This is a genomic window from Veillonella parvula (genome assembly GCF_040097785.1).
Taxonomy (GTDB): domain Bacteria; phylum Bacillota; class Negativicutes; order Veillonellales; family Veillonellaceae; genus Veillonella; species Veillonella parvula_D.
In genome coordinates, this window is record NZ_JBBNNS010000001.1 from 612893 (window position 1) to 635334 (window position 22442).

Sequence of the window (22442 nt, forward strand, 5' to 3'; positions counted from 1 at the left end):
ATTAGTTTACTCCCTGTAACATATTAATTGCTTTTCGATATGTATTATCTGCCACACGCTGTTTTAATGCTCTTAGTCGTAATTGTTTAAAATAAATATCCCCCATAATACGTTGTGTTTCAATAGATGGTAATTTTGGTAACTGGATTTCTTTTAATAAGCTAAGACTATAACGTACAACTTGACTACCTTGTAAATTTTGTTTGAACTGCCTTTTAATTTTAGAATTCTCATTAATCAAATAAGCCATAAACTTTTTATCAATAGGCGTATTTAACGGCTCCATCCGAACATAGTTTTGAGTAAAAAGATAACCTTCATGATCACTGGTAACGAGGGTAGCAATGCCAGATATTGTACTAAATATTAAATCTCCTGCTTTAAGAGTAGAGCCTTTATATTCTGTACGAATTTGTTTTCTATCACTCATAGATCCAGGTACACCAGTTAAATCTTCATATAATTCGTTCTGTCCATACAAGGTATATAGCACTGCATCTTCACTAGTGCTTTCCTCTAATCGATATTGTGATACCCCTGTATTACTATGAAATATATCTTTAATATACACTATGTCACCTCTTCCTCAAAAATAGTTTTCATTTTATATTTATTTTTGCATGTAAAAAAATTACACTGTATAACTTTTAACTTAAGTATACAGTGTAATCCATACAAAGGCAATAATAAATTTGTAATTTTTAAAAATGCAGAACGGTTTTCTTTAATTCTAAATAATTAACTAAACTATTTTATATTCTTAATATCATAAGTAACCATTTCTTTTGGCATCTTAGCCCCTAGTCCACTTTGGAATGTATTATAGTAGTCCTTATTGTTATTAGTATCCACATATTGCACAATATCACGATAGTCTTTTACCAATAGATTACTATTATTAGATATAATAAAGTGCGTATATACAAATTGTTTGTCATGAGATACTAACATATACAAAGTTGTTTTAGGGCGCTTAATTTGCAAGTATACAGATGGCATAGCATCATTCCATACGGTAGCAAATTGAATTGGTTGTCGCATTGAATATTTATCAGACATAATGATACTTCGTACAACTTTTGGGAATATATTCTCTAGATGCTGCATATCAGTATCTGCTATTGGCATCACCATAATCCCCTCTTTATAATGATCGCTATCATGTATGTACATATACGAATCGCTTTTATCTACCCGTACCATTTTACTTGTTTTTAGTGTTAAAAATGTAAAATCATTAATTTTTAATGTCTTACTTTTAGAAAGGATATCCTTAGCTGGCTCAATAGATGGTAGAACATAGTTTACCAAAGGTGACATTATAATCTCTTTAGTCTTATCTACACCTTGTTTCTCCAATGAATTGAACTGTTTTTTAGGTGTCAAATTGTAACCGATATGATAGGAAATTGTAGGTGTATCCTTCATTGTAAAATTGATACTCCCTACCATCGGCGTCCCCTTAGCATATGTTACATCCCATGTAGCTTTTTCTATAGTAGGATACATAAATTTATCAGCATATAATGAAGGATTAGGCGCTTTATACACTCCAGCTGTTTTCTCTGCAATAGCTTTCATATCATCAATAGTCAACTTGTTATATGGAATCTTACTATCTTCCCAATTATTTCCAGCTGGTTGATGTCGTAATTCATAGGCCATAATCCCATTAGGACTCATAATCATTGCCTGTTTGAAAGCAGAGGTGCCATCTGAAATTTTTTCAGTATTACCATACCTACTTGGATATGGCATAGTAAATTTTATATTTGCCCCATCCTCCTTTAAAATAAATACTGTTGAAGAAAAATTTAACGAATGGTTTAACTCACGATTTGAATAAATTACCTTATCTAAATCTATGTCACCATTACCTACCACAGCTTTGGGCATATAATCTTTTATCTCTGCTTCAACCTCATGTTCCATCTTATGTACATCTAAATCAGTCTTGCGATAATTTTGATATGCCTCCTTTGATATTGTAGGATCCGCACCTGGTATATTAATATCAATCGCATGACTTCCTAACGTAACACAGCTTAAACATAATGCAGCCATCAATATACGTTTCATAATAGACTCTCATCCTTTCACATAATGTCTCTCAAATAGTATATATGTATAGAATATCATATTTTAGTTGACATTTAGTAGTACAATATAAGTATAGAATTAAGGAGATGATACATATGAGATTTACAAAACGTATGCTCGTCATGACCTTTTTAGCCGTGACTGCTGCTGTATCTACGGGATTTGCTTATGATTATGTATGCAATGGATCACAAGCAAATTGCAATACCAATGCTCAGTATAAATGTAATGCAGATACTCAATACAATTGTAATACAAACGCTCAATACAACTGTAATAATAACAATACAGTTTGTAACAATACTAGCCAAAGTTATTGCGGTCCAAACTCTAATACAAGAGGATGCGGCGGATATAGAAGATAATATGATAAGTACACTAAAAGCCTATAGTACTGTATATGTACTATAGGCTTTTATAGAGTTTATAACAAGAATACTATTTAATGCATCAATGTACTGATAAGACACAATTTAAAGCTACACTTGTATTAGGAGTTCATGCGGTTAAAGTATTCAATGGCTTTTGGTGTAAAACCAATATAGGTATTACCAGCTGCGTACGGTCCTAGTTCATATGGTTGGTAAACTAGATCAATGTTCCCCTTACCGCGTAAGCAATAGTTATCGGTTACATATTTTACACTCCATCCATTTGGAATATAGCTCTTTGTATGATTACCTGTATAATAACTTAATACATGGGATCGTAAGCCGTTATCCAATTGTGCTGCATTCGCAATTTTTATATAGTTATATAATGGAATGCGTTGACCTGTTACTTTATTATATACAAGACCTCTTGTATTATACATACCATGAGCAGCTCCGGCGTAGTAATAATAGGTAGTTAGTAGGATTGAAACAACTTGACTATCCTCATAGGTAACCTTATAGTTTTGAGAAACTTGATAAATATGTTGGTTGTAATACATATCCTTTGCTTCGAGTACATAATTTGCAATATCTGTATTAATAACTCTTTGAGCATAAGCATGATCTGTATAAACTAAAGGATACTTTAAATCTAAATTTACATCTGATTGACTGCCTGTAACAACAGTTGCATACGTTGGTACAGTTAACATAACACCTAACATAGAGGTCATACATAGCTTTTTAAAGATTCCCATAATAATGTCTCCTTTTACAAGCACCTTAAATAGGTTTATTACTATGTTAGTTCTACAAGCTATAATAAAACTCCTCTTTTATATTTTACTTTTTTGATAGTTTATTTCACTTTATAAAACAGCTAAAACGATTTAGTATTTTACACTAAAATATAAATGTAGCTATATCATACTTTCACCATACAAAAAGGACCCTCCAAAGAGAGTCCTTAATCTGTATTATTATGCTATTAAGCGTTTTTAGCTACTTCCATAAACTCATTTATCTTATTTCTTATGAAGAGTCATATTTTCAAAAGTTGTACCATAAGCTTCTTTAAAGATATAGTTACCTACAACATATTTAGGATCATGCAAAGCTACATCAACGTATTGTTCTGGAATATTACCGAAATTCCCTAAAGCCACACCTTCATAATTAAAATCTTCCACACTATTTATTGTTAATTTCATACCAGAGCTAGCTTGTTTAGCATATATGAGAAGTGAATAGTCTTGTGCATACTGTGGAGTACGTAATACGCTGGCTACAGAATGGTTTATATCATAACGATAAGTAACTAAAACCTTGTGAATATATGAGTTAGTTCTACGACTATTATTATTTTCAACCTCATATACAACGGCCTGTGCTTCATAAATAAACTCATTCTCTTCTACTCTTTTAATGGAACTTTTATCTACAAAATACGTAATAGCATTTTTTCCTGTAAGAATAGGAACATTGTTCTTATCATTTTTAATTGCTTCCATCGATATAGCTTGGATCTGTAATGGTATTACTATACATACTAACAATAACATAGAAAATAATTTTTTCATTATTTTAATTCCCCTCTTTTAATATTTATCACACACATTCTATGTATAGAATATCATATTATAAAAGTTATTGATAATCTATTACTTTCACCACATAAAAAAGGACCCTCCAAAGAGAGTCCTCAATGTATATGATTATGCTATTAAGCGTTTTTAGCTACTTCAACAAGTTTAGCGAATGCTGCTGCATCGTTAACTGCCAAGTCAGCCAACATTTTACGGTTTACTTCAACGCCTGCTTTAGCTAAACCAGCGATGAAACGACTGTAAGTTGTACCGTTGATGCGAGCCGCTGCGTTGATACGAGCGATCCACAATTGACGGAATTCGCGTTTTTTCGCACGACGGTCACGACGAGCGTAGTACAACGCTTTCATTACTGTTTCGTTAGCTTTTTTGAACAAACGGGAACGTGTACCGCGGTAACCTTTAGCTAATTTTAAAATCTTTTTATGACGTGCATGAGCTGTAACGCCCTTTTTCACTCTTGCCATTGTATATTCCTCCTAAATTACGATGTATCGATCTAATAGTTAACGATTAAGCGTATGGTAAGCATTTAGCTACGCGTTTGTGGTCAGCTTTTGCAACCAATGTAGCTTTACGTAAATTACGTTTACGAGCTGGAGATTTTTTCTCAAGAATGTGGCTTTTGAAAGCTTTCGCACGCTTGAATTCACCAGTACCAGTTACTGCGAAACGTTTAGCCGCTGCGCGACGAGTTTTAATTTTTGGCATAATATAATCCTCCCAATACCTTATTTACTTACTAAAATCATGGTCATGTTACGACCTTCTAATTTAGCTGCTTTTTCAATAGACGCCGTTTCTTTGAGTTCTTCAGCAAAACGTGTCAACACTGCCATGCCTAGTTCTGGATGTGAAAGTTCACGACCGCGGAACATGATGGTTACTTTTACTTTGTTACCTTCAGCCAAGAATTTGGATGCGTTTTTCATTTTTACGTAAAAGTCATGGTCTTCAATATGTGGACGTAATTTGACTTCTTTCAAAGTTACGATTTTTTGTTTCTTTTTCGCTTCTTTCTCGCGTTTTTGTTGTTCATAACGATATTTACCGTAGTTCATAATGCGAGCTACTGGTGGTTTAGCGTTAGGTGCAATTTCCACAAGATCAAGATGCTGTTCTTCAGCCAATGCCAAAGCCTCACGGCCAGACATAATACCGATTTGTTCGTTTTCAGGACCTACGACACGAAGTTCACGAGCACGAATCTCTTCATTAATGCGTGGTGTATCCTTGCTAATAGCGTTCACCTCCAAGAGAATAAAAAAAACGGACGGCAAACACCATCCGAATAGAATTCTCTATATTAACCTCATACTTCTTGGTATTAGGTGAGTGGCGGATGGCCTCTGCTTCATAAATTACTTAATTATAATAACAAATTAGATAGTGAAAGTCAACAACAATCTTAAGTTGCTCTCAGCAATTTATTATTACAACTCTTTCAGTATAACAGAGATTATAAGTTCTGTATATAGGTATACTTACTGACACCTATCCCCCTTTATGTATACAATATTTCTATAATATAATTATTAATCCTATAGAAAAATACGATACAATAATATATATAATATATTCTACCTAGAAAGGTATTATCTAACTACATATTATCTAACTACATATTATCTAACTACATATTATCTAACTGAGTATTATTTAAGTGAGTATTATCTAGCTATGTATTATCTAACTAGATATTATTAAACTGAGTATTATCTAACTAAACATTATCTAACTAAGTATTATACAGTAATAGGTATTACAGAAAATGAAAGGGGTTTTATTATGAGTGTAACAACTAGTTCGCCTCCTCAAAAGGCTCATACAACAGTTCAAAATATTGGCCTTATTCTCGCCTTTATTGTTCTAGGTAGTATTTTATTATTGCCTACACCAGAAACATTATCTACCGGTGGACATCGTATGATCAGTGTCCTCGCCTTTGCAATCATCTTGTGGATGACATCGGCTGTATCCTATCCGGTAAGTGCGACTATGATTACGGCACTCACTGCCTTATTACTAGGATTCTCTCCAAATCCAGAGGCACCCGCAAAAGCTATGGGCACAGCCAATGCCTTAAAGCTGATTATTTCAGGTTATTCTTCCCCTGCGATGATTCTCGTAGGTGCAGCGATGTTTATTTCCGTAGCCATGCGTAAAACAGGTCTCGATCGTCGCATTGCTATGCTCGTATTATCTAGTGTAGGTACAAAGGTAAGCCGTATCTATTTAGGTGTTATTATTACAGGTCTTATTCTCGCCTTCTTTGTACCAAGTGCAACGGCTCGTATCGCTTGTCTGGCTCCAATTATTATCGGTATCGTCGAAAACTTAGGTATTGAACGTAAAAGCCGTGTAGCAGCCCTGCTCATGGTAGGTGCCGTACAAGCAGATACATTTTGGAATATTATGATTCAAACAGCTGCCGCTCAAAACCTTGTAGCTGTTGGGTTTATGCAAGCACAGATGAATACATCTGTAAGTTGGATTGATTGGCTCACAGCAGCTGCACCGTTCTCCATAATTATGGCTATTATTACCTACTTTGTAACGCAAGCTTTTATCAAACCAGAGTTTAAAGAGCTCGTTGGCGGTGATGTACAACTCGCTAAAATGCGTAAAGAAATCGGTCCAATGACATTTGATGAAAAGAAACTATTATGTATCTCCATTGGTTTATTAGCATTGTGGGCCACAGGGGGTAAACTACACTCTATCGATACTACAACAACTACGATTATAGCAATTGCCTTATTCTTCTTCCCTAAAATTGGTATTATGGACTGGAAGTTTGCACAGCCAAATATCGACTGGGGATCGATTGTTATGTTTGGAGCTGGTATAGGACTGGGTTCCGTATTACTTAAAACAAAAGCTGCTACTTGGCTCGCACAGGTATTTGTAAATGCCTTCTCCCTTGAAACAGCAAGCGTGTTCCTTTTGATTGCTATTATGGCTGCCTTCCTGATTTTAATCCATCTTGGATTTGCATCAGCTACAGCTCTCTCTTCTGCCATGATTCCTATCGTAATATCCATCGTTATGGGACATTCCGCAGAAGGACTTAATCCGCTTGGCGTAACAATGCTCATGCAATATGCAATCTGCTTTGGTCTGGTATTACCAGTAAACTCACCACAAGGCATGGTAGCTTATGGTACAGATACATTCGATGTAAAAACATTTATGACTACAGGGATTCCCTTAACCATCATCGGCTATATCATGATGCTCGTATTTGCACTTACATACTGGCACTGGATTGGAATTGCGTAAGTCTAAATATTCTAAATAGACCAAACACTCTAAATAATTCTAATATTTTAAATTAAACATACTATAAAAGGCTCTGTCTTATGACAGAGCCTCTTGATTTTTATATGCCTTTCAATATAAAACGTCTATATTCTTTTCAATGTAAAGCTTTCACAAACAATTATCTATTCTAATTCCTTACCTTTAAGTTCCGGAATCAAGAATACGGTTGCCAATATATCGATTACATAGATAATAGCCAAGAATGCAATTGCCACTTGGTACGAGTACATTGAGATAATCATACCTACTACCATTGGGCTAAAGCCACCTACGGCGCGACCGATGTTAAATAACACGTTTTGAGCCGTTGCGCGAGCACTTGTTGGATAGGCTTCTGCCATTAAGGCACCATACCCACCCATCATACCATTTACAGAGGCCCCTAGAATAGCGCCGGCAAATAGCATAGCTGTTGGATCAGATAGTTGAGAATAAATCAAAATAGATGCCACAGCACATACTTGGAACAAGATAAATGTTGGTTTACGGCCAATTTTATCAGCCAATCGTCCGAATAACCAAATGCCGACCATCATACCACATACAGTAACAGCAGTCCACAAACCAGATTTTGTAAGGGAAAACCCTAATTGCTTACTCAAGAAATTAGGCAACCAAATCATAATACCGTAGTAACCAAAGTTTTGAACAGATGTTAAAATAGCAACACCTATGGAGGTCTTTGTAGTTCTTACATCTTTTACTAATAACTTGAATGAGTTCGTATGGGAATGTTCTTTAGTGTCTTTACTTTGAACAAAGATTTCTGGTTCATGTAATTTCGCACGGAAGATCCAGGCCACAAAGGCAGGAATAATGCCAACCATGAACATACCACGCCATCCAATATAAGGAAGTAATACGGGTGTTAACAGTGCTGCAGCCAATACGCCTAACTGCCAGCCGATGGCAACATAGCTTGTTGCCTTTGCACGATGTTGTGCAGGCCATGCTTCAGCTGCTAAAGCCATACCAATACCGAATTCACCGCCTAGACCGATGCCGGCAATTGTACGATATATGAGAAGATCCCAATATCCTTGTGCAAAAGCACAAAGCCCAGTGAATACAGCAAATAATACAATAGTCCATGTCAACACACGAACACGACCAAACTTATCTGACAAGGTACCAAAGATAAAACCACCGATTACGGCACCTACCAAGGTCCACGTCACAAGTGAACCTGCTTGACCAGTAGTCAAGCCTAAGTCCCCTGAAATCAAGGTTAGCATAAAGCCAAGAATCAAGAGATCAAACCCATCCATGGCATAACCTATAGATGAACCAATAACAGCTTTCCAACCGTATGAATTTACTTCTTTCATAGTCATTTCCTTTCGCTACTCACAGGTAACAATTAAAGAGAATATAATAATAAAATCCCCCTCATATAATCTCACCACTAATAAATTATACAGACTAATCATAATTGTGCAAGATGTGAGGGGGATTTTTATAAATATAAATAGCTAGACAGTAGATAATTAATTACGTTCTTTAATTTCAATCTTAATAGAATTAAAGAATTCTTCAAATGGTACAGAACCTAATTCATCACCACCGTGTTTACGAACGTTAACTGTGCCTTCTTCAACTTCTTTATCACCCACAACAAGCATGTAAGGAACTTTTGCCATTTGCGCTTGGCGGATTTTGTAGCCGATTTTTTCGCTGCGATCGTCTACTTCTACGCGTACATAGTCGCGGTGCATTTGTTTTGCCAATTCCTTAGCATATTCAACATGTTTTTCAGAGATAGGCAAGATTTTAACTTGTACAGGAGCCATCCATGTTGGGAATGCGCCTGCATAGTGTTCAGTTAAGATACCAATGAAACGTTCCATAGAGCCGAAGCATGCACGGTGAATCATGATAGGACGATGTTTTTGACCATCTTCACCAATGTATTCAATTTGGAACCGTTCAGGCAAGTTCATATCCAATTGAATAGTACCACATTGCCATGTACGACCTAAGGAGTCTTCGATATGGTAGTCAAGTTTAGGACCGTAGAATGCGCCGTCGCCAGGGTTGATTACGTATGGAATACCTTTCGCTTCAATAGCATTACGCAATGCTTCTGTCGCTGCTTCCCAAATTGCGTCATCACCCATTGCATTATCAGGTTTAGTGGACAGTTCTACATGATATTTCAAACCGAATTGACTATAGATACGGTCGAACAATTCGATAACTTTCATCAACTCAGTTTGCATTTGATCTGGCAACATGAATACATGAGCATCGTCTTGTGTGAACGCACGTACACGGAATAAGCCGTGTAATGCACCGGACAATTCATGACGGTGAACTAGACCGAGTTCAGCGTAACGCAATGGGAAGTCACGATAGGAATGCATTTCGTTTTGGTAAACCAAGATACCACCTGGGCAGTTCATAGGTTTAATTGCATATTCTTCATCGTCGATGATTGTAGTGTACATATTTTCACGGTAATGATCCCAGTGACCAGAAGTTTCCCACAAATGTTTACTTAAGATGATAGGTGTACGAATTTCTTCATAATCAAAATCATGGTGAACTTCACGCCAGAAGTTTTCTAATTCGTTGCGAAGAGCCATACCTTTTGGTAAGAAGAATGGGAAGCCAGGACCTTCTTCTTTGATAACAAACAAGCCAAGTTCTTTACCAAGTTTACGGTGGTCACGTTTAGCCGCTTCTTCAAGCAAGTGAAGGTATGCATCAAGTTCTTCTTTCTTTTCAAATGCAGTACCGTAAATACGTTGCAACATTTTATTTTTTTCATCGCCGCGCCAGTATGCACCTGCAATGCTTTGTAATTTGAAAGCTTTCACCTTGCCAGTGGATGCCACGTGAGGTCCTGCGCAAAGATCGATGAAATCGCCTTGAGAGTAGCAGGAGATTACAGCATCTTCAGGAAGGTCTTGAATCAATTCTACCTTGTAGTCTTCGTTTTTAGATTTGAAGAACTCGATAGCTTCTTGACGAGGCATAACGGATTTAGTAATCGGTAAATTTTCTTTTACGATGCGGCTCATTTCCTTTTCGATTTTACCTAAATCTTCTGGAGTCAAAGTATGTTCCATATCGATATCATAGTAGAAACCTTTGTCGATAGCGGGTCCAATAGCCAATTTAGCTTCAGGCCATAAACGTTTGACAGCTTGAGCCAAGATATGAGAAGCTGTGTGGCGCAATGTATGTTTACCACCATCTTCTTCGAATGTTAAGAATGCTACTTCAGAACCATCTACAAGTTCTTCGCGAAGGTCTGTTAATTCGCCATTTACGTTTGCAGCTAATACTTTTTTAGCTAAGCTGTTAGATAGTTGTTTTACTGCTTCCCCAAGAGTAGTGCCAGCAGCGTATTCCTTTGCACTACCATCAGGTAAAATGATTTTTACATCTGCCATTTTTCTTTCCTCCAATTTATAAACTAGGATAGCTTTGATTTTTCACTGTCCCCAATAGACCTACTTACCACACAATACATATACAGTGAGTAAATATCTTGAAGAAATTGGGTAATAAAAAAAGACCCTCTATCCCTACAAACAAGGGACGAAGATCATTCGCGGTTCCACCCTAGTTAACTACCTATACGAATATATGTGTATAGTTAATTCACTTCATTAAGCCCGATAACGGTGGCGGCCGTACTTGCCTACTTAGGTTCGACAAATCAGTTTAAAGGGGGTAACTCTAATATATGTGTAAGGCATTTCCAGCATCTGCCTCTCTCTGGTACACAGGGATAAAAGAATCATGTCCTTTGCATCACTTTTACTAGATTATAGTATCATAGAGAATTAAAAAATTCAATACAGTTTAACTGGAAATTTAATAAGAACTATAAATTGTAATTGTTGTTAGAACGATATACTATAAACTTCACCTTTATTTTTCGTATATACATTTATTTTTAAAAGAAAACGGCCCGAGAATGATATGGCCCCCTTTACTAGACAACCAGTGAAAGCGGAACATATCAGAATCTCGAGCCATTTTATATACATTATTTGTAAATTAGCGTTTGAAGTTTGTAGACAACATAGCGCCAATTACTTTTTCCAATTTGCTAGTGGAAAGATCTGGACCTTTGTAAAGTGTTAAGAGTACATCATTAGAATTATCTTGTTTAGATACCATCATAACGCCACTACCGCGAGCACCGTTATCATCGTAATCTTTCGCTACGATAACAAGGTTCAAATAATGATCCTTCATGTATGTGTACACCTTGCTTGTGCGCGCAGAGGAACCAATCATTTTTGCCATGTTCATACCACGGTTAAATACGATTGCATTTGCATTATGAGGATTTGCCGCTAATTGTTGCTTCTCTTCTTCATTTAGAGGCATGAGGTTTACCATGAGGGAGTCACCCATCTTGCCGCGGAACATGGCTGGCATCGTTTCGCGCACGTCATCAGGAATACCTGTGTCAGCAGTCAATTTCAATTCCTTAGGAACGGTCATGTATAAAATGCCCTTGCTATTGCGTCCCACCTCTGTTGTACTGAGGTCTACAGCGCTAAGCATAATGGAATCTTTAATGGTCGCTACTTGATTAGCCAACGGTTTTTCAGGAACGCCACGGCTCGCCAATTGTACATCGCCAGATTTAGTTTTCTTCAATGTTTCCACATTCCAGCTTGCGCCTTTTTTGTCTGCATCGCTAGCTTCTGTGAAAGCATTCGCCCCGTCTTTTGTGCCTACATATACATAGGTTTGAGCCGGGATGATGGTATCTGGTGCACCAGATTTATTGAATGCCGCACCATATACTACATTAGGAATCACAGTAGAGCCAATTTGTAAATTGTTGTTAGTTTGGCTTTCCACATCAAAATTGATATTACCTGTAAACGTCATATCAGGACCGTGGTTGATAACAACCACATCCCCTGCTTGAGGAATAACGACAGGGCCTACAGGGCCCGCCATAGCTACACTTGCCATAGATACTCCAAGGCAAGCTGTTAATAATGTGCGTTTCAAAATAGATTGTTTCATAGATATACTCTCATTTCTCTACAATTTGTATACATTTGATGTAATTGTAAATCTAGTATAATCATAAAATTCCCTCATACGATTTACAATCAAAATTATACTTAACCTTCTATAGTGACATAATCGAATAAGCTACTCAATACTTCAAGCGCCAAGAGCCTTGTAGATGGTGTGCAGCGCAACATACACCGCCCACTCGTATCTACCGAGGTCATAACACCTAAATATTCATAGCCTTCAATGATGCGATTGATGAAATTCGTATGCTTAGGATCAATGTGAAAGTACACATACGCTTCTTCTCCAGAGGTTGCTAAATCAGGTACATCTGGAAATGCACCGATTGATTTACTCGGCTCTAAGGCTGTACCACTCATAAACTATTCATCTTCTTTAGGTTTGCACTCGCGACGCATCATGGAATACGGTTCAAGAGGTGTATCCATATAGATGCGAACTTTCATTTGTGCATGAGGTGCTACATCGATAGGATTTCCATCTTCATCTGTCATTTTTTCGATAACAGTTTCAACGAGTTCTCCTTTTGGCTGGCAGAATTCTACCTTATCACCCACCTTGAAGTTATTACGTTGTTCAAGATCAACGTATTTTTCTTCTTCGTTGTAGCCTATAACTAAACCGATGAAGTCATGGCTTTGGGTATTTGTAGATTTACCATAGTTTTGAGCCGTCTCATCAGGGCGCCCTTCAGCAAAGCCATCTGTATAAGGGCGATGGGAAATCTTTTCTAATTCTGCAATCCATTCTGGACGAACGTACCAATCTTTACCTTCTTTAAGGTATGTATCAATCGCTGTGCGATATACTTTTGCCACTGTGGCACAGTAATGAACAGATTTCATACGGCCTTCGATTTTAAGGCTATCAATACCAGCTTCATATAGATCTGGAATGCGGTGAATTAAACACAAGTCTTTAGAGTTAAAGATATACGTGCCATGTTCATCTTCTTCGATTGGATAATATTCACCAGGTCGATTAGATTCCACAAGAGAATATTTCCATCGACAAGATTGAGAACATTGACCACGGTTAGCATCACGATTGCCTGTCATATAGTTGGACAATAAGCAGCGACCAGAGTAAGAAATACACATAGAACCATGTACGAAGGACTCAATCTCAATATCTACATGATCCTTCATTTCTTTAAGGTCTGCTAAGGATACCTCACGAGCCGCTACAACACGTGTGGCACCAAGTTCTTTCCACATTTGAACTGTATGCCAATTCGTAGTAGAAGCTTGTGTACTTACGTGAAGCTCTAAACCTGGAGCCACGCGCTTAGCAAGGCTAAAAATCCCCATGTCTGCAACGATGATAGCATCAACACCGATGCTTTCAAGAAATTTCAAATAGTCCTCTAAACCTTCAAAGTCCTCGTTGTGAGGAATGATATTACATGTAACATGAATCTTTTTGCCATGTGCATGTACAAATTCTACAGCTTCCTTTAATTCCTCATCGGAGAAATTAGAGTTACCTGCGCGCAAGCCAAAACGTTTGCCTGCGCAATATACGGCATCCGCACCATAGCGGATAGCCATTTTAAGCTTGTCCATATTACCTGCAGGACAAAGCAATTCCATAAAGTGTTCTGCCATTATTTGTTGTGCCCTTTCCACACACTCACACTCATACCATCACCCATTGGGTAAATAGTAGTGTTAAACAATTCTTTATTTTCAACATATGTTAAGTATTCTTGTAACCGTTTTACGATAGTTTTGAACCGTTTTGGTGGTTCCTTATCGCCCCTTACATAGCCTCTAAAGAGTACATTATCTGCAAGAATGACGCCCCCTTCTTTCACATGTGGCAGAATAAGTTCAAGTTGTTTTAAATATTGCCCCTTTGGACCATCTAAAAACACTAGATTATATTCGCCTGTGAGTTCCGTTAAGACTTGAGACGCATCGCCTTTCAGCAATGTAATTTTATCGGCATAATCGGATTGGTTAATATAGTATTTCGCCATTTCGTAACGCACATCATCCAGTTCAATGGATGTAATATGCCCCTCTTCCTCGTCAAGTAGCGGAGCCATCAACAAAGCGGAGTAACCAATGGCGGTGCCCACCTCTAACACAGAGGTGGGCCGGTACAAACCTATTAATTCTTCAAATAGATGAACCTCAGATTCTCGTAAAATCGGCACATCATTAATCATCGCGTAAATACGCTGTTCATTTAAAATATCATTTAATGTCATGAAAGTAGATTAAATCTCCTACATTATCTATTGTTAGTACCACTAGGAACTACCAACGTAGAGCGTTCAGCAGGATTTGCAGGTTCTACCTGAATTTGTGGTACTTGTTGTGCATTAGGAATCACATTTTGCATCGATTCAGGTACAGGTGTCGTCGTTGGTACATACGTATTGTTATTTGTATTATTTCCATAGGATGGAGCAGCTGGCGTAACTTGCGTCGATGATTGATTTTGTGTTGAATCTGGTACAGGATCTGGAATCTCAGCTGCTGGAACTGTAGTCGGTGTGTATTTATAACTAGGTTCTACGTCAACATATTGAGAATCTGCTTCCACTGCTTCTGCAGAACTATAATTATAATTAGGCTCTGTAGTCGCTACTGCTACGTCATAGTTAGGACCAGCTTGTGCAGCTACTTCAGTATTAGCAGAAGAATTTTTTACTGTGTCAGCACCATAAATTTTATTAACCGCTGCTAAATGTTCTTCGTATGATTTAGAGAAGTGATTATGCCCCTCTTTATCTGCTACGAAGTATAAATAATCTGTATTTTCAGAATGTAAAACTGCATCTAGAGCTTTTTTACCAGGATTTGCAATTGGACCTGGTGGTAAACCTTTAGATACATATGTATTATATGGGCTTTGCAATTGTGTATCCCCAATCGTTACATTTTCCTTTGCATAACCAAGTACATAGGAAATAGTCGCATCAGATTGCAATGGAATACCGTGAGCTAGACGCTTTTTGAATACCCCTGCAATAGTTGGGCGGTCTGCATCAAATAAAGACTCTCGTTCAACGATAGACGCCAAGGTTACAAAATCATGGATACTCATATGTTGAGCTTGAATTTGTTTCTTCACAGCTGGGGTAAGGTAACGATTCATTTCGTCAGCCATCATTTGAATAACATCACGAGGCGTAGCACCTACAGGGATTTCATACGTGCTTGGGAACAAGAAGCCTTCTACAGGATATGTAGCAGGTTTTGTGCCTTTCATGTAAGGGTATGGTACATAGGTCTTAGCTTCAGCTAAGAAGTCCTTCGCCTTCATAATTTGATTCTTTTCAAGAACGATAGCAATATCACCAACTGTATATCCTTCTGGAATTGTAATACGAATAGATTCTACATGACCTTCTTGTAATAAGGAAATGAGTTCGCGCACAGTTACCTTATTAGGTATTTGATAATGGCCAGTTTGAAGCTTATCATTGGTGCCACTCAAGTATAACCAGAGCTTAAAGCCCTGAGTTGAGCGAATTAGCCCCCTTTCAAAAAGCATATCTGCAATTTCAGTACCCGTTTGACCTTTTTCTATAACGACTACTTGTGTTCCATCATCTTGAGCAAAGGTATTCGGTACAAAGTACAATGCACCAAGGCCTCCACCAATAATTAATATACCTATAATAACTAGGAGCAAAATATATCTTAAGGCTTTTCTCACGTTGTTGAGTTCCTTTCTGTAACATAACAGTATATCAATTCATTATACCATAAACTCTATATTTCCCCTATATAAAAGGGCAATGATTCCACTTATTCCATTTTATGCAATATATTAATTTTATATATTTGTTATGCCCTTAGCATGAATGAAGTCCCTTCTTTGTACAACAATGATAAGGTATAACAAAATAAAAATAGCGCATTGTCCACTGACAACACGCTAAATTTATGCTAAAGACAATTATTCGTCTTCATCCATGTCTTCATACAATTTTACTAGAGTTTCAAAGTTTTCATCTTCTTCATCCAAAGGTACGTATTCTTCTACGCCTTCTTCATTTGTTTCGATGCGAGCCAAGATCATGTACGTGTCATCTTGACCTTCATGGTCGGCATCTTCATCTTGTACATGTACAAGAACGGCATACTCTTGACCTTCATGGCTCAAGATAACATCTTCTGTGAAGTATTGTTTATTACCATGTTCGTCTTCGAATTCCAAATAATACACTTCACCTTCAAAATTTTGGTCAACCATTGGAAACCCTCCTTAAGGAAAAATACTTATTTATTAAACTGCAAGCGATCTAGATATCCTTGCAAAATTACAACCGCTGCCATTTTATCGATAACGGATTTACGCTTTTTACGGCTCACGTCAGCTGCGATGAGTTGACGTTCAGCCATAACAGTAGATAACCGCTCATCCCAATATGTAACAGGTAAATCGATGACTTCCTTCATTTTTGCAACGAATTCTTCAGTCTTTTCAGCCCGTTCACCTTTTGTACCATTCATATTTTTCGGCATACCTACCACAAGTTCATGTACTTCATATTCAGAAATGAGTTCTTGTAAGCGATTAAAGTCTTTTTCCAGAGATGTTCTACGAATGGTTTCAATACCTTGTGCTGTCATGAGCAGTGCATCGCTACAGGCAATACCAATAGTACGGCTGCCTACATCTAATGACATAATTCTCATTATAATTGTTTAGCCTTTGCGTATTCTTTCAACAATTCTTCAATCAAGTCATCACGCTCTAAACGGCGGATATCGGAACGCGCATTATTATAACTTGTTATATACGCAGGATCTCCAGAGATTAGATACCCTAAGATTTGATTAATTGGATTGTAACCTTTTTCTTGAATAGATTGATAAACACGCGTAAGCACCTCTTCAGCGGTCATCGGTTCATCGTCTACTTTACGGAATAACATGGTTTCATCTGAAACGTTCATCGTATCCCTCCTTTTTATTACATCGGCAGATTTCACTATACAAGTGAAATCTCACCTACTATTATACTTGAATTAAAGCTACAAAGTCAGTAACTTTTTATGCATTATAAAAAATTTCTATAACAGATACAAGTATAATTATAAAATTATATGCCTATTGTAACATAGATTTTAAGGCTTCACCACCAGCTTTTAATGCTTCCATTAATTTAGCTGGCTCTTTGCCACCTGCTTGTGCCATGTCCGGACGGCCACCGCCATTACCTCCAGCTACTTGAGCTGCTGCTTTAACAATATTACCTGCTTTTGCACCTTTAGCAACGACATCTTTAGATACTTTACATACAAAGTTTACCTTATCATCGCCCATAGCAGCGCCTACAAGAACCACACCAGAGCCATTCAATTTATCAAGGCCCATATCAGCTAAATCACGCAATTCATCGATGGAGGACGCCTTTACAGCTGCGGCAACAAATTCAACATCACCTATCACAACTTTACCAGCAACGATGTCAGCTGCACCCGCTGCCGAAACTTCTTTACGAATTTGTTCTAATTCTTTTGCTGTGTCTTTAGCTTCTGTCAACACTTGGTGTAAGCGTTCTTCTATTTGAGGCGCTTTAGTTTTAAGCTCGCTTGCCATGCGTTCAATAGTCAAACGATCTTGTTTTGCTGCATCGAGAGCTGCACGACCTGTAATCGCTTCAATACGACGTACACCAGAACCGATACCAGCTTCAGATGTTAAACGGAAGGAACTAATGAAAGCTGTGTTGCCTACATGAGAACCACCACATAATTCAACGGAGAAGCCAGGAACCTCTACAACGCGAACTACATCGCCATATTTATCACCAAAGAGTGCCATCGCACCTTTCGCTTTTGCTTCTTCCATGGACATTTCAGCGATAGCTAGGTCCGTAGCTTTTAAAATTTCTTCGTTTACAAGTGCTTCAATTTGATCAAGTTCCTCTTGTGTTACAGGGGAAAAATGAGTGAAGTCAAAACGTAAATAATCAGGAGTTACTAGAGAACCAGCTTGGTTAACATGCTCGCCAAGAACCTTTTTCAATGCTGTATGTAACAAGTGTGTTGCTGTATGGTTGCGGGCCATTGCTGCGCGACGATTTGTATCCACTTCAAGCGTTACATCGTCACCTTCAGAAATAGAACCTTCTATAACAGTACCGATATGATATACAGTGCCTTCTGGTAAACGTTTTGTATTATGAACCTCTACCTTACCCATTGGGCCCACGATAAAACCTGTATCACCTAATTGACCTCCCCCTTCAGCATGGAATGGAGTAGTGCGTACGATAACAGTAATTTCATCGCCGTCAGCTGCTGTTTGCAAGCGTTCAGAACCTTTACCAAGCATCAATACGGAGGATGCAGTTTCTGCTTCATCTTCAACAAGTTCTTCATCTTTCAAGAATGTAATGTCTGGTGTTGCTACCTTCGCATCTTCTTTTACACGAGCTTCACGAGCGCGTTCACGTTGTTCTTTCATAGCGGCTTCAAAACCTTCATGGTCGATTGTAAAGCCGCGTTCAGAAGCTATTTCCTCTGTTAATTCCCAAGGGAATCCATATGTATCATATAGTTTAAATACTTCTGTACCAGGAACAACAGTTGCCTTTTCAGCGGCTAATGTATCGATTAAGGAGTTTAATAACTCAAGACCTTGTTCCAAGGTTTGGTTAAAGCGTTCTTCTTCGTTTTGAACCACGCGTTTAACGAAGTCTTGTTTCTCAGCAATAGATGTAATACCAGGGCCAAGAATGTCTACGACTACATCAATAAGTGGTGTTAAGAAGATACCTTCAATACCAAGTAAACGGCCATGACGTACAGCACGGCGTAAAATACGACGTAATACGTAGCCGCGACCTTCGTTGGATGGCAATACGCCATCGGAGATCAATGCAGTGACAGCACGAGCGTGGTCAGCGATAACTTTTAAAGAAACATCTGTATTTGGATCTTCGTTATATGTAACACCAGCGCGTTTTGCAGTGGCTTCGATGATTGGGAAAATCAAATCGGTTTCAAAGTTTGTTTTACAGCCTTGTAATACGGAAGCCAATCGTTCAAGACCGGCGCCTGTATCGATGTTTTTATGTTGTAATGGTTCATAAGATCCATCTGGCATTTTATTGAATTGAGTAAACACTAAGTTCCAAATTTCAAGATAGCGATCGCAATCACAGCCTGGCGCACAATTAGGGTCATCACAACCATGTTCAGGACCTTGATCAAAAAAGATTTCGCTATCTGGACCACATGGGCCTTCGCCAATTTCCCAGAAGTTATCTTCGAGACGCGTGATATGGCTCTCTTCTATACCACAATCATTATGCCATGTATCATATGCCTCTTGGTCATCTGGATATACAGTAACATATAATCTATTTTTATCGAGTTTAATAACCTCAGTTAAAAACTCCCACGCCCAATGAATAGCTTCTTTTTTAAAGTAGTCCCCGAAAGAGAAATTCCCCAACATTTCAAAGAATGTATGATGCCGTGCTGTACGCCCTACGTTTTCAAGGTCACCGGTACGCATACTTTTTTGGCATGTTGTAATACGACGACAAGGAGGTACCAATTTACCTGTAAAGAAAGGCTTCAATGGCGCCATACCTGCCCCGATCAATAACAAAGACGGATCGTTTTCTGGTATAAGAGAAAAACTATCTAATTTTAAATGTCCTTTACTTTCAAAAAACTGCAAGTATGCTTGACGCAGTTCATTACCCTTCATGTGTATATTCCTCCTAAAATTATTTACTCTTTATTATAACTCAAAAACGATATAAAATCTATCCAAAACATTGAGATTATGCGGAATTCACGCACTTTCACACCAATCCAATCAGACCGTGAAATATATAAATTTTAATCCATATTTTTTACAATAAAAGTAAAGGTCAAATTTAGTCAATGCTAGTTAAATCGTAAATAATAAACATAAAAAGAGGTTATACAAATCAACAAAACAAAATTGATTCGTATAGCCTCTTTTATAGCTAGTTATTAAATTAGCGTACAACGCGTTTTGCGCCGATGTAACGTTCACCCCAATAGCCAGTATCAAGATCTGCTACTGCAACACCACGACTGGAAGTGGCGCTAATGAACTTGCCATCGCCAATATAAATGCCAGAGTGAGATGGACCTGGTTCATATGTTTCGAAGAATACCAAATCCCCTGCTTTCAAGTTCGCACGAGAAACTTCAACACCTACGTTATACTGTTCATCTGCCAAACGTGGTAAGGAAATACCTTGTTTTTCAAATACATATTTAACATAACCAGAGCAGTCAAAGCCACTTGGAGTAGTACCGCCAAATACATAGGGTACACCGCGGTATTTGTCAGCTTCTGCCAAGATTGCGTGAATGCTGCTAGGTGTTTCATTTTTCGTAATATTGTTTAATTTAACGTTCTTGCCATTAATGGATTGACCAGCAATACGACGGGATGTCGCATTACTGTTTGTAAAAGCGGATTTCGTTGCTACTGCTTTAGTCGCTGCATTTTGAGTCAATACTGCCTTCGTAGAACGAGGAGCACCCATCAATGCGTTATACGTAGCAGGACCTACGATACCATCCACTGGAAGGCCACGATCTTGTTGGAACAAACGAACTGCCCACTTCGTTTCCTTACCATATACACCATTTTTATCTGTAGCATTATAGCCGTGTTTAATTAGTTGTTGTTGAACCGCTGTAACACTTTTGCCCTTATCACCATATTGTAATGTTGTTGCGCCAACCATGGCTGTTGTGGCACACACAAAAGTTAATGTTAATGCCGTTATTTTAACCTTACTATATTTTGACTTCATATGCTTCCTTTCCAAAAAACTTTTAAAGTAAGTTATTTATTCAAAATATACTAACCGTCTATTTATTTGCATTCACAAATACAGCTAGTCTTCTTTGCTCTTGTTGGTATAAGCCTCTGGTGCCATAAAAACATCTGCACTGCTTGGTCCGAGTAACGGAGCCTCTTCATGCTCTTCAAAATTTATAGCTGACTTAACCCAATACAAAGGCCGTTGCTTCACCTCTTCAAAAATACGACCTACATACTCGCCAATAATCCCCAGTCCGACGAGTTGAATTCCACCAATAAACAAGATTGATACGCCCAAGGTTGTCCACCCATTCAAAGCTTGTCCTGTAAGATATACATACAAAAGATGTAAGATGAGCAAAAAACTCATTCCACCACAAAGTACACCTACATACAAGGCCGCCCGTAAAGGCACCCTTGAAAAAGCGGTTACACCATCGAGAGCAAATCGAATCATTTTACGCACACTAAACTTTGAGACACCTGCAAATCGAGGTGGTGCCACAAAGTGCAACTCTGCTTGTCTATACCCTAAGGCGCCGACAATACCGCGCAAAAATCGACCATGTTCTCTAAATCGTTTCAACGTGCCCAATGCTTTACTATTCATGAGACGGAAATCTGACCCACCTTCAACAATAGGAACATCGGCCATTTTGTTCATTAGTTTGTAATAATACTTAGACGTGAAAGATTTAGCCCAACTAGCGTCATCAGTTGAATCGCGAATGGTACGCACCACATCATACCCTGATTCCCACAATCGAACTAGTTCAGGAATCAATGCAGGTGGATGCTGCATATCACCGTCCATTGTAATGACTGCATCGCCATGAGCATAATCAAGTCCACATGTAAGTGCCGTTTGATGCCCAAAGTTACGAGCCAGCAATAACACTTTAACATGTTTGTCATTGAATGCAATTTCACGCAGTATCATAGCTGACGAATCACTAGATCCATCATCCACGAAGATTAGTTCATAATCATATGTGAGACCTGACATAACATCAGTTACAGCTTTATAAAAGTTCGCTATATTTTCCTCTTCGTTATATACAGGCACTACAATAGAAAGTAACATAAATCCTCCAAAGTATTTTACTCACATATTTTATGTTAATTAGTAAATTAAGGCAAATGCTAAAGGTTAACAATAGGCCTAATAATGTTTATAAAGCCAGTAAATAAGCCACTTCTCTATAAAACACCAATAAAACACTTCATTT

General features: G+C 38.0%; 21 protein-coding genes and 1 other annotated feature. Of the genes, 1 reads left to right on the forward strand and 20 read right to left on the reverse strand.

Annotated features, from left to right (window positions below):
• Position 1: 1 nt before the first annotated feature.
• The 7 genes from AAA071_RS02900 to infC all read right to left on the reverse strand — a co-directional run bounded on the left by AAA071_RS02900 (position 2) and on the right by infC (position 5331).
• Complete coding sequence (locus AAA071_RS02900) at positions 2 to 571, reverse strand: restriction endonuclease subunit S (RefSeq protein ID WP_278466432.1); 570 nt, start codon at positions 569 to 571, stop codon at positions 2 to 4.
• 176 nt (positions 572 to 747) lie between these two features.
• Positions 748 to 2079, reverse strand: a complete 1332-nt coding sequence (locus tag AAA071_RS02905; RefSeq protein ID WP_278466431.1) for a hypothetical protein — start codon at positions 2077 to 2079, stop codon at positions 748 to 750.
• 511 nt (positions 2080 to 2590) lie between these two features.
• Entirely contained in the window at positions 2591 to 3232 is a 642-nt protein-coding gene (locus tag AAA071_RS02910; protein ID WP_004697221.1) for a PdaC/SigV domain-containing protein, read from the reverse strand.
• 267 nt (positions 3233 to 3499) lie between these two features.
• The gene (locus tag AAA071_RS02915) at positions 3500 to 4054 is read right to left on the reverse strand and encodes a hypothetical protein (protein WP_279009144.1); all 555 of its coding nucleotides are present in this window, start codon (positions 4052 to 4054) and stop codon (positions 3500 to 3502) included.
• Between the two features lie 143 nt (positions 4055 to 4197).
• The gene (rplT, locus tag AAA071_RS02920; protein ID WP_004696335.1) at positions 4198 to 4548 is read right to left on the reverse strand and encodes a 50S ribosomal protein L20; all 351 of its coding nucleotides are present in this window, start codon (positions 4546 to 4548) and stop codon (positions 4198 to 4200) included.
• A 46-nt stretch (positions 4549 to 4594) separates the two neighbouring features.
• Positions 4595 to 4792, reverse strand: coding sequence for a 50S ribosomal protein L35 (gene rpmI, locus AAA071_RS02925; RefSeq protein WP_004696338.1), 198 nt, complete (start codon positions 4790 to 4792; stop codon positions 4595 to 4597).
• 20 nt (positions 4793 to 4812) lie between these two features.
• Positions 4813 to 5331, reverse strand: coding sequence for a translation initiation factor IF-3 (gene infC / locus AAA071_RS02930; RefSeq protein ID WP_038150063.1), 519 nt, complete (start codon positions 5329 to 5331; stop codon positions 4813 to 4815).
• Positions 5332 to 5869: 538 nt separating this feature from the next.
• On the opposite strand from infC, the gene AAA071_RS02935 reads away from it, so the two are divergent.
• Complete coding sequence (locus AAA071_RS02935) at positions 5870 to 7363, forward strand: DASS family sodium-coupled anion symporter (RefSeq protein ID WP_118091339.1); 1494 nt, start codon at positions 5870 to 5872, stop codon at positions 7361 to 7363.
• Positions 7364 to 7527: 164 nt separating this feature from the next.
• On the opposite strand, the gene AAA071_RS02940 is transcribed toward AAA071_RS02935, so the two are convergent.
• From AAA071_RS02940 to AAA071_RS03000, 13 genes are all read right to left on the reverse strand, one after another.
• A complete protein-coding gene (locus AAA071_RS02940) occupies positions 7528 to 8733 on the reverse strand; it encodes an MFS transporter (protein WP_118091340.1) in 1206 nt (401 codons plus the stop codon).
• Between the two features lie 159 nt (positions 8734 to 8892).
• Positions 8893 to 10803 carry a threonine--tRNA ligase gene (gene thrS, locus AAA071_RS02945; RefSeq protein WP_118091341.1) on the reverse strand — a complete coding sequence of 637 codons (1911 nt, stop codon included), beginning with the start codon at positions 10801 to 10803 and terminating at the stop codon, positions 8893 to 8895.
• A 141-nt stretch (positions 10804 to 10944) separates the two neighbouring features.
• Positions 10945 to 11177 (reverse strand) — a binding site (T-box leader).
• Positions 11178 to 11416: 239 nt separating this feature from the next.
• Complete coding sequence (locus AAA071_RS02950) at positions 11417 to 12406, reverse strand: hypothetical protein (protein WP_279008986.1); 990 nt, start codon at positions 12404 to 12406, stop codon at positions 11417 to 11419.
• Positions 12407 to 12507: 101 nt separating this feature from the next.
• Positions 12508 to 12783, reverse strand: coding sequence for a DUF4911 domain-containing protein (locus tag AAA071_RS02955; RefSeq protein WP_279008984.1), 276 nt, complete (start codon positions 12781 to 12783; stop codon positions 12508 to 12510).
• A gap of 3 nt (positions 12784 to 12786) precedes the next feature.
• Positions 12787 to 14031 carry a peptidase U32 family protein gene (locus AAA071_RS02960; protein WP_077708551.1) on the reverse strand — a complete coding sequence of 415 codons (1245 nt, stop codon included), beginning with the start codon at positions 14029 to 14031 and terminating at the stop codon, positions 12787 to 12789.
• Positions 14031 to 14639: an O-methyltransferase gene (locus AAA071_RS02965; protein ID WP_279008981.1), complete on the reverse strand. Its 609-nt coding sequence runs from the start codon at positions 14637 to 14639 to the stop codon at positions 14031 to 14033. The genes AAA071_RS02960 and AAA071_RS02965 overlap by 1 nt, the downstream gene beginning before the upstream one ends.
• A 23-nt stretch (positions 14640 to 14662) precedes the next feature.
• A complete protein-coding gene (mltG, locus tag AAA071_RS02970) occupies positions 14663 to 16096 on the reverse strand; it encodes an endolytic transglycosylase MltG (protein WP_341462033.1) in 1434 nt (477 codons plus the stop codon).
• Between the two features lie 243 nt (positions 16097 to 16339).
• The gene (locus AAA071_RS02975; RefSeq protein WP_008601328.1) at positions 16340 to 16636 is read right to left on the reverse strand and encodes a DUF1292 domain-containing protein; all 297 of its coding nucleotides are present in this window, start codon (positions 16634 to 16636) and stop codon (positions 16340 to 16342) included.
• Positions 16637 to 16662: 26 nt separating this feature from the next.
• Positions 16663 to 17082: a Holliday junction resolvase RuvX gene (ruvX, locus tag AAA071_RS02980; RefSeq protein ID WP_004696363.1), complete on the reverse strand. Its 420-nt coding sequence runs from the start codon at positions 17080 to 17082 to the stop codon at positions 16663 to 16665.
• Positions 17082 to 17342: an IreB family regulatory phosphoprotein gene (locus AAA071_RS02985; RefSeq protein WP_004696366.1), complete on the reverse strand. Its 261-nt coding sequence runs from the start codon at positions 17340 to 17342 to the stop codon at positions 17082 to 17084. Before AAA071_RS02985 ends, ruvX begins: the two co-directional genes overlap by 1 nt.
• 154 nt (positions 17343 to 17496) lie before the next feature.
• Positions 17497 to 20112, reverse strand: a complete 2616-nt coding sequence (gene alaS, locus AAA071_RS02990) for an alanine--tRNA ligase (protein WP_343094921.1) — start codon at positions 20110 to 20112, stop codon at positions 17497 to 17499.
• A 277-nt stretch (positions 20113 to 20389) separates the two neighbouring features.
• Positions 20390 to 21202, reverse strand: coding sequence for a C40 family peptidase (locus tag AAA071_RS02995; protein ID WP_008714242.1), 813 nt, complete (start codon positions 21200 to 21202; stop codon positions 20390 to 20392).
• Positions 21203 to 21286: 84 nt separating this feature from the next.
• The gene (locus AAA071_RS03000) at positions 21287 to 22297 is read right to left on the reverse strand and encodes a glycosyltransferase family 2 protein (RefSeq protein ID WP_004696372.1); all 1011 of its coding nucleotides are present in this window, start codon (positions 22295 to 22297) and stop codon (positions 21287 to 21289) included.
• Positions 22298 to 22442: the final 145 nt, after the last annotated feature.

Coding starts and splice junctions, on each gene's coding strand:
- alaS (WP_343094921.1), bottom strand. CDS start 20,112: ATGAAGGGTAATGAACTGCGTCAAGCATACTTGCAGTTTTTTGAAAGT.
- AAA071_RS02960 (WP_077708551.1), bottom strand. CDS start 14,031: ATGGCAGAACACTTTATGGAATTGCTTTGTCCTGCAGGTAATATGGAC.
- ruvX (WP_004696363.1), bottom strand. CDS start 17,082: ATGAGAATTATGTCATTAGATGTAGGCAGCCGTACTATTGGTATTGCC.
- AAA071_RS02950 (WP_279008986.1), bottom strand. CDS start 12,406: ATGAAACAATCTATTTTGAAACGCACATTATTAACAGCTTGCCTTGGA.
- AAA071_RS02910 (WP_004697221.1), bottom strand. CDS start 3,232: ATGGGAATCTTTAAAAAGCTATGTATGACCTCTATGTTAGGTGTTATG.
- AAA071_RS02975 (WP_008601328.1), bottom strand. CDS start 16,636: ATGGTTGACCAAAATTTTGAAGGTGAAGTGTATTATTTGGAATTCGAA.
- AAA071_RS02995 (WP_008714242.1), bottom strand. CDS start 21,202: ATGAAGTCAAAATATAGTAAGGTTAAAATAACGGCATTAACATTAACT.
- AAA071_RS03000 (WP_004696372.1), bottom strand. CDS start 22,297: ATGTTACTTTCTATTGTAGTGCCTGTATATAACGAAGAGGAAAATATA.
- AAA071_RS02965 (WP_279008981.1), bottom strand. CDS start 14,639: ATGACATTAAATGATATTTTAAATGAACAGCGTATTTACGCGATGATT.
- AAA071_RS02935 (WP_118091339.1), top strand. CDS start 5,870: ATGAGTGTAACAACTAGTTCGCCTCCTCAAAAGGCTCATACAACAGTT.
- AAA071_RS02985 (WP_004696366.1), bottom strand. CDS start 17,342: ATGAACGTTTCAGATGAAACCATGTTATTCCGTAAAGTAGACGATGAA.
- rplT (WP_004696335.1), bottom strand. CDS start 4,548: ATGGCAAGAGTGAAAAAGGGCGTTACAGCTCATGCACGTCATAAAAAG.
- thrS (WP_118091341.1), bottom strand. CDS start 10,803: ATGGCAGATGTAAAAATCATTTTACCTGATGGTAGTGCAAAGGAATAC.
- rpmI (WP_004696338.1), bottom strand. CDS start 4,792: ATGCCAAAAATTAAAACTCGTCGCGCAGCGGCTAAACGTTTCGCAGTA.
- AAA071_RS02940 (WP_118091340.1), bottom strand. CDS start 8,733: ATGAAAGAAGTAAATTCATACGGTTGGAAAGCTGTTATTGGTTCATCT.
- AAA071_RS02915 (WP_279009144.1), bottom strand. CDS start 4,054: ATGAAAAAATTATTTTCTATGTTATTGTTAGTATGTATAGTAATACCA.
- AAA071_RS02905 (WP_278466431.1), bottom strand. CDS start 2,079: ATGAAACGTATATTGATGGCTGCATTATGTTTAAGCTGTGTTACGTTA.
- AAA071_RS02955 (WP_279008984.1), bottom strand. CDS start 12,783: ATGAGTGGTACAGCCTTAGAGCCGAGTAAATCAATCGGTGCATTTCCA.